Source organism: Ruegeria sp. AL1 (assembly GCF_056540905.1).
This window is the reverse complement of the sequence record NZ_JBQFXP010000001.1, coordinates 510,658-526,161: the sequence shown is the minus strand read 5'-3', so window position 1 is coordinate 526,161 and position 15,504 is coordinate 510,658. Positions and strand designations below refer to the sequence as shown.

The following is a 15,504-nucleotide window of genomic DNA, read 5'->3' as shown; positions in this document are numbered from 1 at the left end:
GTACGCCTCCGGGAAATGCGCCTTGGTGCTACCGTGCAAAGGGTTGAGAATCAAGCGAGCAATACGCTTCAATACGGCATGGACGCGATCACACTCAGACCCTTCCGCGCCGATGATGCGCCCTGGCTGGTGGAACAGCACGCGGATCACTATTCCAACGTGGAAGGCTTCGATGACAGCTTTGGTGTGCTGGTCGCGGACATCCTTGCCGCGTTTATTGCGGAAAACGACCCCGTGAAAGAGCGCGGCTGGATCGCTGAACGAAGCGGGCGCCCTCTGGGCAGTATCTTTTGCGTCTCCCAGGATCGGCAAACCGCCAAGTTGCGCCTGTTCTACCTGTGTCCCGAGGCGCGCGGGCAAGGGGTCGGCAAGCGCCTTCTGAGCACCTGCATGGGCTTTGCACGCGATGCGGGCTATCAGGACATGGTGCTGTGGACCCATGAAAGCCATACCGCGGCCTGCGCACTTTACCGCGCCTTCGGGTGGCAGTTGACAGGCAGCAAACCGGTGCATTCTTTTGGCGTCGATCTGGTGGAACAAAGCTGGCGAATTCGGCTTTAATCCTCTTGCAATCCCTGCACGTGTTCGCTACATCGCCCCTCACGAGTGCCGCCTTAGCTCAGTTGGTTAGAGCGCTGGATTGTGGATCCAGAGGTCCCCTGTTCAAGCCAGGGAGGCGGTACCATCTTCCCGAATTTGGACGGTTGACGGACTACAGGGCTTTAAGCTGATCTTGCGTGTATCACGAACCGCATCTTGAAGGTGTATTAGGAAATGTCGGACCAGAACACCTTGGACATTCGCAAAAGCGCGCGCCTATCTGTCGCCCCGATGATGGATTGGACTGACAAAAACTGCCGCTATCTGCATCGGTTGCTGAGCGCGCAGACCTTGCTTTACACCGAGATGGTGACTGCGCCCGCCCTGGTGCGGGGTGGCGCGCTTCATCTGCTGGACTACAATCCCCACGAACATCCCGTTGCGTTGCAACTTGGGGGCTCGGATCCGCAGGAGCTGGCACAGGCTGCAGCCATGGGGGCGGATGCGGGATATGATGAGATCAACCTGAATTGCGGCTGCCCCTCGGACCGGGTGCAGTCCGGTACTTTTGGCGCGGTGCTCATGCGGTCTCCTGAGACCGTCGCTGATTGTGTTGCGGCGATGCGTGAGGCGGTGGGTGTCGAGGTCACCGTGAAATGCCGCATCGGGGTGGACGAGCAGGAGCCTGCCGAGGTTCTGCCCGCGTTCCTCGACCAGATCCGCGCGGCAGGGTGCGCGCGTGTCACAATCCATGCGCGCAAGGCGTGGTTGCAAGGGTTAAGTCCGAAAGAGAACAGGGATATTCCACCGCTCGACTACGATCTGGTGCATCGTATGAAGGCGGATTTCCCGGATATGCATATCTCGATCAACGGCGGCATCACTTCACTCGCACAGGCGCAAGAACACCTGAAGGCCGGATTGGACGGTGTGATGATCGGGCGCGCAGCTTATCATCAGCCAGCGGAAATCCTAGCCGCCGCTGATCCGCAAATCTTCGAAACCGGGCAGGTCGCCGATCCATTTGATGTGGTCGAAAAAATGCTTCCCTATGTCGAGGCACACCTTGCCGAAGGCGGGCGGTTGCACCAGATCACCCGGCATATGCTGGGCCTGTTTGCCGGGCGTCCGGGCGCGCGCGGTTGGCGCAGGATACTGTCCGAAGGTGCCGTGCGCGACCACGCAGGCCCCGAGGTGATCTTGCAGGCGCTGGACTCTGTCCGGGCCTTGTCGCAGGTAGAGCAGGCGGTTTGACTCGGCCCCGGGCCGGTATGGGGGGATGATGCCCGAGACAATGTTGCTGGCCCAGATGCTGGGCCTTTTGCTTGTGATCGGCGCGTTTGCCGGGGTTCTGGCCGGATTGTTGGGGGTGGGCGGTGGCATCGTTCTGGTGCCTGCATTTTTCTATGCTTTCCAGACGCTTGGTTATGGTGGGCCTCAGTTGATGCAGCTGTGCCTAGCCACCTCGTTGGCGACAATCATTGTCACATCGATCCGGTCTGTGCTGAGCCATAACAAGAAAGGTGCAGTGGACTGGGACATCCTGCGCAGTTGGGGGCCGGGGATCGCTGCGGGCGCGGTGGTCGGCGTTCTGGTGGCGTCGGCGCTCAGAACCGAGTTTCTGCAGGCTTTGTTCGGAGTGCTGGGCATGGTGATCGGGATTTATCTTGGTCTTGGCAAATCGCATTGGCGCTTGGGAGACGCGATGCCGAAGGGCTTGCGCCGCGCGGCCCTGTCGCCCTCGGTTGGGTTCTTGTCGGTCCTGATGGGGATCGGTGGCGGCAGCTTCGGTGTGCCGCTTATGAGCCTTTACAATACCCCCATTCACCGCGCGGTTGCCACGGCCGCAGGGTTTGGCGTGATTATTGCGGTGCCTTCTGTATTGGGCTTTTTGTTTCTGGACATCATGCCCGAGCATCGCCCGCCACTGACAATCGGTGCGGTCAATCTGGTGGCCTTTGCCATTGTCGTGGCGATGACCATGATTACTGCCCCGTGGGGTGTTAAGCTGGCTCATGCGATGGACCCGAAACCGTTGAAACGGGTCTTTGCAGTTTTTCTGATACTGGTCGCGCTGAACATGCTGAGAAAGGCCTTGGGATGGTAAGTTCGTATCACGCGCGCGGTTGGGTGAAGTTTCCCCATGATCCGGCTGTGGCGGATTGGGTGGCGCATGCTCTGCCTGCGGCGCGGGCGTCGATCGACGATCCTGCGCACGCGCAATGGCACGATTGCGGTGGCACGTGGTTTATCGGAGTTGATGCGCTGGACAATGACGCGCAGGGCAGGGTAGCCGGTTCACCCGCGCTGAGCGGGGCGGCGATCGCGCTTGCCCATGCTCTGTTCGGTCCGATTGATTTGCACAGGGGGCAGGTCTCGGTGGTTTATCCCGGATATCCAAGGCCCCGACGTGGCGAGAACGAAGCGGCCGCCCGGTATCGCTCCAATCGGGACGCGGCGCATGTGGATGGGTTGAAGCCAATGGGGCCGGACCGGCGGCGCCGGGTGGATGAGCCCCACGCCTGGATTCTGGGCATCCCGCTGACCCAAGCCAGCGCGAATGCCGCGCCGATGGTGGTCTGGGATGGCAGTCACAGGATTTTGGGCGACGCATTCCGCAAGGCTTTTCAGGACGTACCGCCGCAAGACATGCCCAGTGTCGATGTCACCGATATCTATCAGTCCGCCCGGCGTGAGGTGTTCGAGACCTGCCCGCGCATCGAGCTGCCTGCCCGCCCCGGCGAGTCGTATCTGTTGCACCGCCACTGCCTGCATGGTGTTGCCCCTTGGGCCGATGGTGCGCAGGCCGGGCCGGATGGACGGATGATCGCGTATTTCCGCCCCGACTTGCCGGGCGGAGTAGCGCAATGGCTTAAAACTCCATAACCTCTTGCCATTATTTGGCTTCGGAGGTTTGGTTCAATGATTACGGTTCACACAAATTCTGACGGCACTCTGATCGAGGTGGAATTATCCGGTCAGGTCACGAGCGCCGACTATGCCACCACTTTGGTGCCTGCAATTGAAGCCGCGCTGGAAGATCATGACACAGTTCGCCTGCTGGCCATCGTTGACGGCGAGTTTAAGGGATATGATCTGGGGGCGGCATGGTCGGATACCAAGCTGGGACTCAGCCACTGGCGCGGCTTTGATCGGATCGGAGTGGTGGCCGATCAGGGCTGGGTCCAGACCAGCGTTCGGCTGGCTGCGCCGATCCTGCCCTGTCCTGTGAATGTCTTCCACATGGAAGAGCTTGAATCCGCGCGCCGCTGGATGCGTGAGTCGCTGGGCGCGATCCATGTGACCGATCTGGGTGGACCCTGCGTTCAGATCAGCCTGATGGGAAAGCTTGATTCCGAAGAATACAAACAGGCACAGCTCGATCTGGATGCTATGTTGCACAATCGCGAAGGATTCCGGCTGTTGATTGATCTGCGCGAATTCGACGGATGGCAGGGGCTGACGGCCATGGGCGCGCATTTCCGGCTGGCGGCAGGCCATATCGGATTGCTCGACCGCGCGGCGATTGTCGGAGACAAAACCTGGCAGAAGATGGCGCAACGGATGGCCAGCCACGTGCTGGGCACACGCACGCATTACTTCCCGGCTGAGGAATACGAGAACGCCAAGTCCTGGCTTGCCGCCGGTTGAGGCAGGGCACGGACGAGCCTTGCAAAAGGGCACGGTGTTCGTGACGTCGCGTTACAAAAACGGTCCATCCCGGGCCCGCGTATCCGGCAAGGTGCCGGAGACTCGGAAGAAAATCTGTCAGGGGTGGATTTCTGCAAAATCGGCGCAGTTTTTCCCCCCTTTTTCTTTTTACAACCTTCTATACATGCACCGCATTGCTGCACACAACCTAAGATGGCAGGTCTTTTGCATCGCTTTCCCTTTGGTTCGGGGATGGCGCATGGACGTGTTTTAAAAATGCGGATTGGAGGAGAAGATGGTTCTAAGACGATTTCTTTCCAGTGTTCTTGAAGGCACGACCTGGCGCATCCCCGGCCCGGGAAAACTGCCAGAGGCTACAGACGATGATGCGGCGCATTCCAGCCGGGTCAAAAAGGCTGAATTCATGGCGCTGTTTCATCAGGACCTGTCGCGCGCCCCAAGATTGCACCAAAAGCGGTCGAAGACCCCGGATCAGGTGCGCCGTTGATTAGCCCCGATCCAGCCGCGCGCTGCGCCCGCCGCGTCGCTTGGTCAGCCGGGGCTTGCGGTCGGGCAGGTCCTGCATGATTTCAGCGCGTTCGGAACTGTCCATTTTGGACCAGCGCGAAATCTCATCAATGGTGCGATAACAGCCTGTGCAGATGCGTTCGGTGGGGTGGACGACGCAAATCTGGATGCAAGGGCTTTCAACCTCGTTCCGTTTCCAAACCATGTTTGTCATAGGCTTTGCCCGCTCCGTCACAGAAAGCGCAACCTGTCCAGCGCTCCCTGCAAGATATAACCGGCTGCCACGTGATCAATAACCTGTCCACGACGTTTTCGTGTCGTATCCGCCTCAAGCAGTGCTTTTTCTGCCGCAACCGTGCTTAGCCGTTCGTCCCAGAAACCGATTGGCAGATCGGTCAGGCGCGTCATGTTGCGCGCAAACGCACGGGTGGACTGGCATCGGGGTCCTTCGCTGCCATCCATGTTCCGGGGCAGGCCGAGGACGATGCCGCCAATCTCGCGTTCGGTCACGATTTCGATCAACCGGGCGGAATCCAGTGTGAATTTCTTGCGCCGTACCGTTTCAAGCGGGGTAGCGACGCCACGCATCCGGTCCGAAACGGCCACACCGATAGTTTTTTCACCCAGATCCAGCCCCATCAGGGCAGACATCGGTGACAAGGCTGCCGCGAAATCTTCAAAGGCGTCATGGATCATTGTGCGATCCCGGCTTGCAGGGCCGCCGCATCAATCATCTCAAGCGCCGCAGCATTGCCTGCAAATACCGTCATCGCCTCATCGCGAATGGCGATGGCGCGCTGCCCCTCTCCCAACACGCCCAATGCCGCGATGAGGCGTGCCCATTCCTCGGGTGCGCCACCTTCAGTCGCCAGTCGTTCTGAGAGGCGGTCGACCATTCCGCGGATCATTTCCTGCCGTTCTTCAGGCGACAGTTCGGCTGCGGCGTTCACATCGTCCTGACTTGGTCCGGAAGGTGCGGACGCGATATCGGGCGCGTTGAAGACACCGGCGCGAAAGGCCAGTTCGTCCAACTGGGCACGAATGGCAGGAACCCATGGCGCGTCAGCCGGCGAGTCGCGCAGCACTTCGACCCAGACGCGATAGGCTTGATCGGGGCGGCCGATTTGCGCCAGCATCTGACCCCAGTAATAACGTGCAGGCCCAAACCCCGGATCACGCTCCAGCGCTTGCCGCAATGCTTCTTCCGCCTCGGGCGAGACATAGCCACCAGCTGCAAGGATCATCATCTCGGCCAGATCCGAATAGGCGTCGGCAGGGACTTGATTCCCCATCAGGTCAATGACGCGTTTCTGGGCCGCGTACCCGGCTTTGAAGTTTCCCGCATTGGTCTCGTGCTGGGCAAGCAGAATGTGGCCTTGCAGGTCATCGGGCCGCTGGGCCACCGTGTCGCGCAGCTGCGTCAGCAAAGTGGCGTAGTTGCTTTCCAACTGCGGGGTCGGTGTCGGGGCCTGTTGCGCCTCTGCCTGTTCCTGTGTCGGACGGTTCTGACGGACGTCTTCCGCCATTTCTATCCGGGCTGTCAGAGGCATATCCGGAAAGCCAGCCGCACCCATTTGCCGATACATCAGGAAACCACCGCCCACCAGAAAAATGGCAATTAACAGTAAAGCGATGGCTGAAACCGTCCGTGAAGGTCCCTGTTTCTCGCCTTCGCCCCGCATCTGGGCATCTGCCGCCAGGATCCTGCGCGAAATCTCGGTGCGAATACGCTCGGCATCGGCTTCGGCAATCACGCCGCGCGCCAGGTCCTTATCGACGCCGGCCAGTTGTTCGCGATAGACATGCAGGTCATATGCCGCCGCCGGCGTGTGGCCCTGACGCCGGCGCAACATGGAAAAACCAAGAAAAACCGCGATCAGCAGCGCGATGAGGATGATGAGAACCCAGAACGTCATGGTCCCTCCGAATGTGTTGCCCTGACTTAGACCTGTCAGAGCACGGAAAAAAGGGACAAATGGCCGCGAATGGGCGTCATGTCGCAATAGTGCGATATTGCGGCGTTGCATGGCAGGGTTAGAATGCCACGACACGGCATATCTGCGCCCAATCATCGAAGACCGGACGGATTCGCACATGAAACACTATTCAGCCTTTGCTGTGGCGCGTGAGGCGCTGCGTTATCACACCGGGTGGGAACGCGCCTGGCGTTCGCCCGAACCCAAGAAGCGGTACGATGTCATCATCGTCGGTGCGGGCGGCCACGGTCTGGCGACAGCCTACTATCTTGGCAAGAACTACGGCATCCAGAATGTCGCGGTGATTGAAAAAGGCTGGCTGGGTGGTGGGAACACCGGTCGGAACACGACCATCATTCGGTCGAACTATCTGCAGGACCCTTCGGCGGCGATGTACGAAAAGGCGCGCAGCCTGTATGAAAACCTCAGCCAGGACCTGAACTACAACGTCATGTTCAGCCCGCGCGGTGTGATCATGCTGGCGCAGACCCAGCACGAGATTCGCGGTTATCAGCGTACCGCACACGCCAACGCGCTGCAGGGCGTGAAGACCGAATGGATCGGCCCCGAGCGCGTCAAAGAGCTGGTTCCAATTATCAATCTCGACGGTCCGCGATATCCGGTTCTGGGCGGCCTCTGGCAGGAACGCGGCGGCACTGCGCGTCACGATGCGGTTGCTTGGGGCTATGCGCGCGCCTGTTCGTCGATGGGCATGGACATCATCCAGCAATGCGAAGTCACCGGCGTGCGTCAGGAAAACGGCCGCGTTGTTGGCGTCGACACCACCAAGGGTGCCATCGACTGTGACAAGCTGGGTATTGTGGTAGCCGGACATTCCGGCCAACTGGCCGAGATGGCGGGCTTCCGTCTGCCGCTTGAGGCTGTTGCGCTGCAGGCGCTCGTGTCCGAGCCGATCAAGCCATGTATGGACGTGGTTGTGATGGCCAACACCGTACACGGCTATATGTCTCAGTCTGACAAAGGCGAGATGGTCATCGGCGGCGGCACGGACGGGTTCAATAACTTCACCCAGCGCGGATCGTTCCATCATATCGAGGAAACCGTGCGCGCGCTGGTCGAGACCTTCCCGATGATCTCGCGCCTGAAGATGCTGCGCCAGTGGGGCGGGATCGTGGATATGACCGGCGACCGGTCTCCGATTCTGTCGAAAACCCCGCTGCAGGGCTGCTTTATCAATGGCGGCTGGGGCACCGGTGGCTTCAAGGCCATTCCGGGGTCTGGCTGGGGCATGGCGCAGCTGATGGCCACGGGCCATTCGCCGCTGACCGAGGCCTTCTCGATGGACCGTTTCAAAGAGGGTCGCTTCATCGACGAAAGCGTCGCCGCCGGGGTGGCGCACTGATGAAGATTTTTCGTCGAAAAATCTCGCGCCCCGTCACAAAGATCTCGCAGGCCGCCTCGGCACGCCTGCTGCAGAAAGGATGACCATATGCTGATCCTGCATTGCCCCTGTTGCGGCGTTGATGCCGAAGAAACCGAACTGGCCGCTGGCGGCGAGGCGCATCTGAAGCGTTTCGGCCCAGGCTCATCGGATGATGAGTTCCACGACTATCTGTTCATGCGCGAAAACCCCAAAGGCGTTCATTTCGAACGCTGGCGTCACGCCAATGGCTGCGGCAAGTGGTTCCACGCCGCGCGCTGCACGCAAACGCTTGAGGTCTTTGGCACTTATTCCGCCCAGACCACCGAACCACCGCAAGAGATCAAGGACGCTATCACCGCCAAGCGCCCGGGATGGGCATGGAGAGAGTTCTCCTGATGCTTCATCTTTTCAAAAATACTCCCGCCGGAGGCTCCGACGCCTCCACATGCGAAAGGTCCGCACCATGAGCACCCGTCTCGCAAAACAAGGCCGTCTGATCGATCGGTCAAAAAAAATCACCTTCACCTTCAACGGCACGTCGATGCAGGGGTTTGAGGGCGATACGTTGGCCTCGGCTCTGCTGGCTAACGATCAGATGATGATGGGTCGGTCGTTCAAATACCACCGTCCGCGCGGCGTTGTCGCCAGCGGCGCGGAAGAGCCGAACGCTCTGGTCGGTCTGGGCGAGGGCAACCGGTTCGAGCCGAACCAGCGCGCGACGACGACAGAGCTGTTCAATGGTCTGACGTCTGTATCGCAGAACCACTGGCCGAACCTGGAGTTTGACGTGGGCGCGATAAACACTCATCTGTCGCGGTTCCTGCCCGCTGGTTTCTACTACAAGATGTTCATCCATCCGAAACCGTTCTGGAAACATGTGTATGAACCCTTCATCCGACAGTCCGCCGGTCTGGGCAAAGCGCCGGATAAGGACAGTCGCGATGCGGACACTTATGAACATTTCTACGCCTTCACCGATGTTCTGATCATCGGCGGCGGCGTCGCCGGTTTGCAAGCTGCCAAAGCGGCCGCGCAATCGGGTGCCAAGGTTCTGCTGATCGAGCAAACCGCGCATTGGGGCGGTCGCGCGCCGATTGATGGCGGCACTGTTGACGGCGAGCCTGTGGATAAGTTCGTGGAACAATTGGTTTCCGAACTGGAAACAATGGACAACGTGATCATGCGCAATCGCTGCATGGGTGCGGGGGTCTATGACCATGGCTACGTACTGGGATACGAGCGTATCACCGATCATCAGCCCGGCCTTCAGGGTCCCCGTCATCGCCTGTGGCGAATCCGGGCCAAACAGATTGTTACCGCAACGGGTGCAATTGAACGCCCACTGTCTTTTGCGGGTAACGATGTACCGGGCGTGATGCTGGCTGCGGCCATGCGTGACTATGTCGTGAATTGGGGCGTCACTCCGGGTGATCGGGTTATCGTCGCAACCAACAACGACGACGCGTACCGCACCGCGATTGCAATGAAACAGGTCGGTGTGGATGTTTTGCGTGTGGTGGATGCGCGCGACGCTGCTGGACCGCTGGCCGAGGAAGCGCGGCAACTGGGCATCCGTGTCGATCCCGGCAAGGCGATTGCCAAAGTCAAAGGCGGCAAGCGCGTCAAAAAGGTCGAGCTGTGCAATCAGGACGGCATCGGCGGCGCGCGGGAAGAGGTCGAATGCGATGCGGTCGCCATGTCGGGCGGCTGGTCTCCGGTCGTGCACATGTGGTCGCATTGCGGCGGCAAGTTGATCTGGGATGAGGCGAACGCCCATTTCCGTCCCGACCCGTCGCGTCCTCCGCTGGGTGCGGATGGCGAGGGCTTTGTTCTGGCTGCTGGCAGCGCGAACGGACCTCTGTCACTGGGCGCGGTGCTGGCCGATGCGCACGCGACAGGCCAGGCAGCGGCCAAGGCTGCGGGCTATAAGTCGAAGGCCACCAAGGCTCCGGCAGGTGAGAACACCGACGAAGCGCCGATGGCCGCCGTCTGGCTGATGCCTGCGAATGCGGACATTCAACTGCGCATGAAGTCGTGGCTGGACTTCCAGAACGACGTCAAGGTCTCGGACGTTCAACTGGCGGCGCGCGAAGGCTATGAAAGCGTCGAGCATACCAAGCGCTACACCACGCTGGGGATGGCGACTGATCAGGGTAAGCTGAGCAATATCAATGGTCTGGCAATCCTCGCTGATGCGCTGGACTCGGAGATTCCGAAGGTCGGTACCACGACATTCCGTCCGCCCTATACGCCTATCTCGATGGCGTCGATTGGCGGCGAGGCGCGCGGTGAGGTGTTCCAGCCGATCCGTCAAACACCGATGCATGACTGGCACGACAAGAACGGCGCCGATTGGGAGCCGGTCGGCCACTGGCGCCGGACCTATGCCTATGTTCGTCCCGGTGAATCCGTCCATGACGCGGTTAATCGCGAGGTGAAGAACACCCGCGAGAACCTCGGCCTGCTGGATGCCTCGACACTGGGTAAGCTGATCGTCAAGGGCCCGGATGCGGGCAAGTTCCTGGACATGCTGTACACCAACATGATGTCCACGCTGAAGGTCGGCAAATGCCGCTATGGCCTGATGTGTTCAGAAAATGGCTTCCTGATCGACGACGGCGTTGTCGCTCGTATCGACGAGGACACATGGCTGTGCCACACCACCACCGGCGGAGCCGAACGTATCCATGGCCACATGGAAGAATGGCTGCAGACCGAATGGTGGGACTGGAAAGTCTACGTCGCCAATGTGACCGAGCAATATGCTCAGGTCGCTGTGGTCGGCCCCAACGCCCGTAAGGTGCTGGACAAACTGAACGCGCAAGCGGGCGGCGGCATGGACCTGTCGAAAGAGGCGCTGCCCTTCATGGAATGGCGTGACGGCAAGATCGGTGAGTTTGACGCACGGGCCTATCGCATCTCGTTCTCGGGTGAGCTGTCCTACGAGATCGCCGTGCCTGCGTCGCAGGGTCAGGCGTTCTGGGACGCTTTGATGGATGCAGGTCAGGAGTTCGGCGTGATGCCCTATGGCACTGAATGTCTGCATATCCTGCGGGCCGAGAAGGGCTTTATCATGATCGGCGACGAGACCGATGGCACCGTGATCCCGCAGGATCTGGGGCTGCACTGGGCGCTGTCGAAAAAGAAAGAGGACTACCTCGGCAAACGCGCCCATTCACGGACACACATGGCCGATCCTGAGCGTTGGAAACTGGTCGGGCTTGAGACTGTGGATGGTTCGGTTCTGCCGGACGGTGCCTATGCGGTCGGCGAGGGCGTCAATGCCAACGGTCAGCGCAATATGATCGGGCGCGTGACCTCGACCTATTACTCGGCCAATCTGGGTAAAGGCATCGCCATGGGTCTGATCAAGCACGGCCCGGATCGCATGGGTGAGATCGTCGAATTCCCGGGGACCGATGATAAAATCTACAAAGCCAAGATCGTAGACCCGATCTTTTACGACAAGGACGGGGAGAAGCAGAATGTCTGAACCCATCAGCGCACTGAACCACGCGAGCTATGAGGGCATCGCCAAGGTCGAGGAATGCGGCCTGCAGGGCATGATCACCCTGCGCGGCGATCTGTCGGACAAGGTGCTGGCCAAGGCGGTCAAGGACGCGACCGGACAAAAAGTGCCCGGCCAGCGCGAGGCTTTGGTCAAGGGCGACACCGGTGTCTGCTGGATGTCCTCGGATGAGTTGCTGGTGCTGGTGCCTTATGCCGAGGTCGAGGCCAAGCTGGCCGATCTGGCAGGCGCGCTCAGCGGCATCCACGCTTTGGTGGTGAATGTCTCGGACGCCCGCGCGGTGTTTCGCGTCTCGGGTGGTAGCGCCCGGGAGATGCTGGGCAAGGTTGCCCCGGTCGAGTTGTCGGCGGAGGCCTTCCAGCCGGGCCAAATCCGCCGCTCGCGTCTGGCGCAGGTGGCGGGCGCGTTCTGGATGGATGATGGCGATACCTTTCGTGTGGTCTGCTTCCGCTCGGCCGCCGACTATGTCTTCAAGCTTTTGAAGGTTGCAGCACAGCCGGGTAGCGAAGTCGGCTACTACTAGGCGCGTGCTAGAGGCAAACTGGGAAAGGGGGCTTTGCCCCCTCGGCCTGCGGCCTCACCCCCAGGATATTTTTGGCCAGATGAAGTTTGGATGGGGTGCGGCGGGCGTTAGCCGTCCGCGCTGAACAGGTAGGTGGGGAATTGGGTCAGGCCGCGCTGGCTGATCAGCGCCGCTGTTCCGGTTTCACCTGTGAGCGGGTCCCGGCATCGGGGGTAGAAGGCGAGTTCGTTTGCGAGTTTCGCCATCGCGGTTTCGCGGTTTTCCGCCGCGAGATATGGCGCGTGCGTCGAGAGAAAGAAGGCAGGACGCGCCTTTTGCAGCCAGGGCACCAGTGAAGGCAGAACCGCGTATTCGGCACCTTCGATGTCCATCTTCACCAGAGACACATCGGATAGATCAACCGAAGCTGCGAATTGATCCCAGCCAATGGTCAGGGCGTCGGTGCCATGTCTGCCGTCGTTAAGAAGCGACGAGGTGGAATCGCCTGCCTCGCCGTGAGCCGAGGCCATTCGGGTCACGCCAAAACCGTCTGACAAGGCGATGCTGAATGCGGATACGTTACGGATGTTGTTGAGTTCGAGGTTCCACACCAGATGGCGATAGGCCACCGGATCAGGCTCAAAGCACCAGACGTGGCGGGCGCGGCGGGCGGCATAGAGGACGGTTGGGCCAATCCATGCGCCGATGTCCAGATAATCGCGGTCGGGCGACAGGTATTTGTCCAATACGGCGAAGGTCTCAGGTTCCCACGCACCCTCTGAGGCCTTACGCCAGAATTTGGAGTGATACGGGTCCAGCCGGAAAGGTTCGCCGTTCAGCTTTCCAGCATAATATCCGCGGGCGCGGTAGAACATCTTGCGCGCCTGTGTCAGCATCGCGGACCTCCGGGTTTTCTTGTCTCTGCCCTTGACCTATGGCCGTTGCCAAAGCATTTAACCTTTGGAACCGCAACAATCATTTTCAACAGGGGGCCGACATGGCTTTTGAACTTCCTGATCTTCCTTATGCACATGACGCGCTGGCAGCCAAGGGTATGTCCGCGGAAACGCTGGAATATCACCACGACCTGCACCACAAGGCCTATGTCGATAACGGCAACAAGCTGATCGCCGGCACCGAATGGGACGGCAAGTCGCTGGAAGAGATCATCACCGGCACCTATGACGCGGGTGCCGTGGCGCAGAACGGTATTTTCAACAACATCAGCCAGCTGTGGAACCACAACCAGTTTTGGGAGATGATGGGCCCCGGGGACAACGCCATGCCCGGTGAGTTGGAGAAGGCTCTGACCGATAGCTTCGGCTCGGTTGACGAATTCAAGTCGCAGTTCAGTGCGGCGGGTGCAGGGCAGTTCGGCTCGGGTTGGGCCTGGCTGGTCAAGAACGCGGACGGGTCGCTGGCCGTGACAAAGACCGAGAACGGCGTGAACCCGCTGTGCTTCGGTCAGACTGCTCTGCTGGGATGTGACGTGTGGGAGCACTCTTACTACATCGACTTCCGCAACAAGCGTCCGGCCTATCTGTCGAACTTCCTGGACAATCTGGTGAACTGGGAGAACGTCGCGTCGCGGATGTGATCGGTTTGCCGGTTACTGAGTTTTCAAGGCCTGCTCGCTTACGCGCGTGGGCCTTTTCTTGATTGACCGGTACTTCGCTCAAGGCGAACCAGGCTTCAAATTTACTTTTTCCTTCTAATGGCTGATTGGAGCCCTGTGTGCTGACTTGTCGTCGTTCGTCGAAGGGCCGGTTTGAAGCGGCAAGCGAACCGAGCACGTTGCGCTACGAACTATCCTTGCCGAATAACAATCGGTATGACTACCATTGGTGACCGGCGATGCATTTTGCGGGTCTGAAATTCCTGCTTCGGAGCATGTTTTTTGCGAAATCGCTGGGTCATACTGTTTGTGTTGTTCTTTGCGCGAACGACTATGGCTTTTCAGTTCCAATCGGTAGCGGCGTTGTCTCCGCTTATGATCGACAGCTTACTGCTGTCGATCACTGAGATTGGACTGTTGATCGGACTTTACCTTGGCCCGGGTATCATAGTGGCGATCCTTGGGGGATCAGTTGCATCTGTTTTAGGTGACAAGCGTGTCGTTGTAGTGAGCCTCATTTTGATGCTTGTGGGCAGCATTCTCGTATTGCAGGCCTCGACATTTAGCGGATTGGTCGCCGGGCGCGTCATGGCGGGTATCGGAGGCGTGGTCGTCAATGTCCTGATGACGAAGATGGTGGTTGATTGGTTTGCCGGGCGTAACCTGGCGGCCGCTATGGCAATATTTATTAGCTCGTGGCCGATGGGGATTGGCTTGGCACTGGTCATCCTGCCATGGCTCGCTGGTCAAGGTGGCTTGGGTTGGGCTTGGGCATGTGTCGCGTTGGTGATTGCGGTGGCGTTGGCCTCGTTCTGGGTGACCTACGAGACGCCAGAAGCGGCCGTTGCACATGGACGCATTGTTTTAGTTGACCTGCCGTGGGTGCCACTGACCTTCGCAGCACTGATATGGGGCTTCTACAACGCGGCACTCGCTATGGTCTTTGGCTTTGGCCCGATAATATTGGTCGATAACGGTCTTTCGGTTGCCGGAGCAAGCACCGCAACGAGCCTCTTCATGTTCGCCATTGTCATAGCCGCACCTTTGGGGGGATGGGTTGCTGACAGGTCAGGCCGTCGAGATGCTCTAGTCCTTTTTACTTTGGTTGCAGCAGTCTTTTTGCTTCCGCTGATGCTCTATCTTACTGCATCGACTGCATGGATCGTGTTTGCATTGGCCGGGTTCCTAATCGGACTCTCGCCCGGAGCGATTGTAAGTATGACCTCGCAGATACTCCCGGCCCATGCGCGAGCCTTTGGCACAGGCGTCTACTATTCGATGTATTATATCGTCATGATGGTTTCGCCGCCAACGGCAGGCGCACTGGCGGATCAAATGCAGAATGTGAACGTCACTTTTCTATTGGCTATGGGGATGATGAGTATTTGCATATTGGCTTTGCTGGCCTTTCGAAAGACAGCGATGTCGGTAGATTGAATTTCGCTCCATGGCCTGAATATGATTCACTGTCGGGTTTTGTTGTTCATGGCCACTCAACTTGTGCGAAACCGTCTAAACCGGTCGTTGGTATAGACGCCGCGAAAGCTCACTTTGTCCCGCAGAGAAGACATTTGACCACCTGCGGAACGCGCATCTCGTTAAACCGTCTTGCAGGGCCTGGGTATTGGGGCTTGGCCATCAATCCAAACACCCGGCGTATCGAAGACGAACGGGTCGATTTCGCCTGCTCTCTTCGGTAGAGAGTCACATGCAACGGTCCGCTGTAAAACTGCGCCATTAGCAGCCGTTTCCGAACAGTTTGATATCGCTTGAAAATGC

Annotated in this window: 16 protein-coding genes and 1 tRNA gene; 13 read left to right on the top strand and 4 right to left on the bottom strand. The window is 59.2% G+C overall.

Annotated elements, in window-relative coordinates:
- The first annotated feature begins 78 nt into the window (after positions 1-78).
- The 7 genes from ACRZ9X_RS02645 to ACRZ9X_RS02615 all read left to right on the top strand — a co-directional run bounded on the left by ACRZ9X_RS02645 (position 79) and on the right by ACRZ9X_RS02615 (position 4,699).
- The gene (locus ACRZ9X_RS02645; RefSeq protein WP_480515801.1) at positions 79-561 is read left to right on the top strand and encodes an N-acetyltransferase family protein; all 483 of its coding nucleotides are present in this window, start codon (positions 79-81) and stop codon (positions 559-561) included.
- 47 nt (positions 562-608) lie between these two features.
- Positions 609-685, top strand: a tRNA-His gene (locus ACRZ9X_RS02640).
- An 89-nt stretch (positions 686-774) separates the two neighbouring features.
- On the top strand, positions 775-1,794 hold the full coding sequence (dusA, locus tag ACRZ9X_RS02635) for a tRNA dihydrouridine(20/20a) synthase DusA (protein ID WP_480515800.1): 1,020 nt from the start codon (positions 775-777) through the stop codon (positions 1,792-1,794).
- A 28-nt stretch (positions 1,795-1,822) separates the two neighbouring features.
- Entirely contained in the window at positions 1,823-2,647 is an 825-nt protein-coding gene (locus ACRZ9X_RS02630; RefSeq protein ID WP_480515799.1) for a sulfite exporter TauE/SafE family protein, read from the top strand.
- The gene (locus tag ACRZ9X_RS02625) at positions 2,641-3,426 is read left to right on the top strand and encodes a hypothetical protein (protein WP_480515798.1); all 786 of its coding nucleotides are present in this window, start codon (positions 2,641-2,643) and stop codon (positions 3,424-3,426) included. The genes ACRZ9X_RS02630 and ACRZ9X_RS02625 overlap by 7 nt, the downstream gene beginning before the upstream one ends.
- Positions 3,427-3,462: 36 nt before the next feature.
- On the top strand, positions 3,463-4,191 hold the full coding sequence (locus tag ACRZ9X_RS02620) for a SpoIIAA family protein (protein WP_480515797.1): 729 nt from the start codon (positions 3,463-3,465) through the stop codon (positions 4,189-4,191).
- Positions 4,192-4,486: 295 nt separating this feature from the next.
- Positions 4,487-4,699 (top strand): hypothetical protein, encoded by a 213-nt coding sequence (locus ACRZ9X_RS02615; protein ID WP_480515796.1) that lies wholly within the window; start codon positions 4,487-4,489, stop codon positions 4,697-4,699.
- On the opposite strand, the gene ACRZ9X_RS02610 is transcribed toward ACRZ9X_RS02615, so the two are convergent.
- The 3 genes from ACRZ9X_RS02610 to ccmI are packed head-to-tail and all read right to left on the bottom strand — an operon-like array spanning position 4,700 to position 6,635.
- Entirely contained in the window at positions 4,700-4,933 is a 234-nt protein-coding gene (locus ACRZ9X_RS02610; protein ID WP_480515795.1) for a DUF1289 domain-containing protein, read from the bottom strand.
- Positions 4,934-4,950: 17 nt separating this feature from the next.
- Positions 4,951-5,415 (bottom strand): Holliday junction resolvase RuvX, encoded by a 465-nt coding sequence (gene ruvX / locus ACRZ9X_RS02605; RefSeq protein WP_480515794.1) that lies wholly within the window; start codon positions 5,413-5,415, stop codon positions 4,951-4,953.
- On the bottom strand, positions 5,412-6,635 hold the full coding sequence (gene ccmI, locus ACRZ9X_RS02600) for a c-type cytochrome biogenesis protein CcmI (RefSeq protein WP_480515793.1): 1,224 nt from the start codon (positions 6,633-6,635) through the stop codon (positions 5,412-5,414). The genes ruvX and ccmI overlap by 4 nt, the downstream gene beginning before the upstream one ends.
- Before the next feature lie 178 nt (positions 6,636-6,813).
- Here ccmI and ACRZ9X_RS02595 point away from each other — a divergent pair, with 178 nt between their 5' ends.
- From ACRZ9X_RS02595 to ACRZ9X_RS02580, 4 genes are all read left to right on the top strand, one after another.
- On the top strand, positions 6,814-8,058 hold the full coding sequence (locus ACRZ9X_RS02595) for a sarcosine oxidase subunit beta family protein (protein WP_480515792.1): 1,245 nt from the start codon (positions 6,814-6,816) through the stop codon (positions 8,056-8,058).
- Positions 8,059-8,145: 87 nt separating this feature from the next.
- Positions 8,146-8,475 carry a sarcosine oxidase subunit delta gene (locus tag ACRZ9X_RS02590; protein WP_480515791.1) on the top strand — a complete coding sequence of 110 codons (330 nt, stop codon included), beginning with the start codon at positions 8,146-8,148 and terminating at the stop codon, positions 8,473-8,475.
- A gap of 67 nt (positions 8,476-8,542) precedes the next feature.
- Positions 8,543-11,572: a sarcosine oxidase subunit alpha family protein gene (locus ACRZ9X_RS02585; protein ID WP_480515790.1), complete on the top strand. Its 3,030-nt coding sequence runs from the start codon at positions 8,543-8,545 to the stop codon at positions 11,570-11,572.
- Positions 11,565-12,131, top strand: coding sequence for a sarcosine oxidase subunit gamma (locus ACRZ9X_RS02580; protein WP_480515789.1), 567 nt, complete (start codon positions 11,565-11,567; stop codon positions 12,129-12,131). The genes ACRZ9X_RS02585 and ACRZ9X_RS02580 overlap by 8 nt, the downstream gene beginning before the upstream one ends.
- Before the next feature lie 107 nt (positions 12,132-12,238).
- Here the strand turns inward: ACRZ9X_RS02580 and ACRZ9X_RS02575 are convergent, their stop codons facing one another.
- Positions 12,239-13,006 (bottom strand): FkbM family methyltransferase, encoded by a 768-nt coding sequence (locus ACRZ9X_RS02575; RefSeq protein WP_480515788.1) that lies wholly within the window; start codon positions 13,004-13,006, stop codon positions 12,239-12,241.
- A 101-nt stretch (positions 13,007-13,107) separates the two neighbouring features.
- On the opposite strand from ACRZ9X_RS02575, the gene ACRZ9X_RS02570 reads away from it, so the two are divergent.
- Together ACRZ9X_RS02570 and ACRZ9X_RS02565 are read left to right on the top strand one after the other, a co-directional pair.
- A complete protein-coding gene (locus ACRZ9X_RS02570) occupies positions 13,108-13,707 on the top strand; it encodes a superoxide dismutase (RefSeq protein ID WP_480515787.1) in 600 nt (199 codons plus the stop codon).
- Between the two features lie 327 nt (positions 13,708-14,034).
- Positions 14,035-15,162 (top strand): MFS transporter, encoded by a 1,128-nt coding sequence (locus ACRZ9X_RS02565; RefSeq protein WP_480515899.1) that lies wholly within the window; start codon positions 14,035-14,037, stop codon positions 15,160-15,162.
- The last annotated feature ends 342 nt before the right edge of the window (positions 15,163-15,504 follow it).

What these genes read in the sequence shown, in the direction of transcription:
- ACRZ9X_RS02615 (WP_480515796.1), top strand. Translation starts at nt 4,487, where the DNA reads ATGGTTCTAAGACGATTTCTTTCCAGTGTTCTTGAAGGCACGACCTGG.
- ACRZ9X_RS02645 (WP_480515801.1), top strand. Translation starts at nt 79, where the DNA reads ATGGACGCGATCACACTCAGACCCTTCCGCGCCGATGATGCGCCCTGG.
- ACRZ9X_RS02630 (WP_480515799.1), top strand. Translation starts at nt 1,823, where the DNA reads ATGCCCGAGACAATGTTGCTGGCCCAGATGCTGGGCCTTTTGCTTGTG.
- ACRZ9X_RS02620 (WP_480515797.1), top strand. Translation starts at nt 3,463, where the DNA reads ATGATTACGGTTCACACAAATTCTGACGGCACTCTGATCGAGGTGGAA.
- dusA (WP_480515800.1), top strand. Translation starts at nt 775, where the DNA reads ATGTCGGACCAGAACACCTTGGACATTCGCAAAAGCGCGCGCCTATCT.
- ccmI (WP_480515793.1), bottom strand. Translation starts at nt 6,635, where the DNA reads ATGACGTTCTGGGTTCTCATCATCCTCATCGCGCTGCTGATCGCGGTT.
- ACRZ9X_RS02580 (WP_480515789.1), top strand. Translation starts at nt 11,565, where the DNA reads ATGTCTGAACCCATCAGCGCACTGAACCACGCGAGCTATGAGGGCATC.
- ACRZ9X_RS02625 (WP_480515798.1), top strand. Translation starts at nt 2,641, where the DNA reads ATGGTAAGTTCGTATCACGCGCGCGGTTGGGTGAAGTTTCCCCATGAT.
- ACRZ9X_RS02585 (WP_480515790.1), top strand. Translation starts at nt 8,543, where the DNA reads ATGAGCACCCGTCTCGCAAAACAAGGCCGTCTGATCGATCGGTCAAAA.
- ACRZ9X_RS02570 (WP_480515787.1), top strand. Translation starts at nt 13,108, where the DNA reads ATGGCTTTTGAACTTCCTGATCTTCCTTATGCACATGACGCGCTGGCA.
- ACRZ9X_RS02590 (WP_480515791.1), top strand. Translation starts at nt 8,146, where the DNA reads ATGCTGATCCTGCATTGCCCCTGTTGCGGCGTTGATGCCGAAGAAACC.
- ACRZ9X_RS02575 (WP_480515788.1), bottom strand. Translation starts at nt 13,006, where the DNA reads ATGCTGACACAGGCGCGCAAGATGTTCTACCGCGCCCGCGGATATTAT.
- ACRZ9X_RS02610 (WP_480515795.1), bottom strand. Translation starts at nt 4,933, where the DNA reads ATGACAAACATGGTTTGGAAACGGAACGAGGTTGAAAGCCCTTGCATC.
- ruvX (WP_480515794.1), bottom strand. Translation starts at nt 5,415, where the DNA reads ATGATCCATGACGCCTTTGAAGATTTCGCGGCAGCCTTGTCACCGATG.
- ACRZ9X_RS02595 (WP_480515792.1), top strand. Translation starts at nt 6,814, where the DNA reads ATGAAACACTATTCAGCCTTTGCTGTGGCGCGTGAGGCGCTGCGTTAT.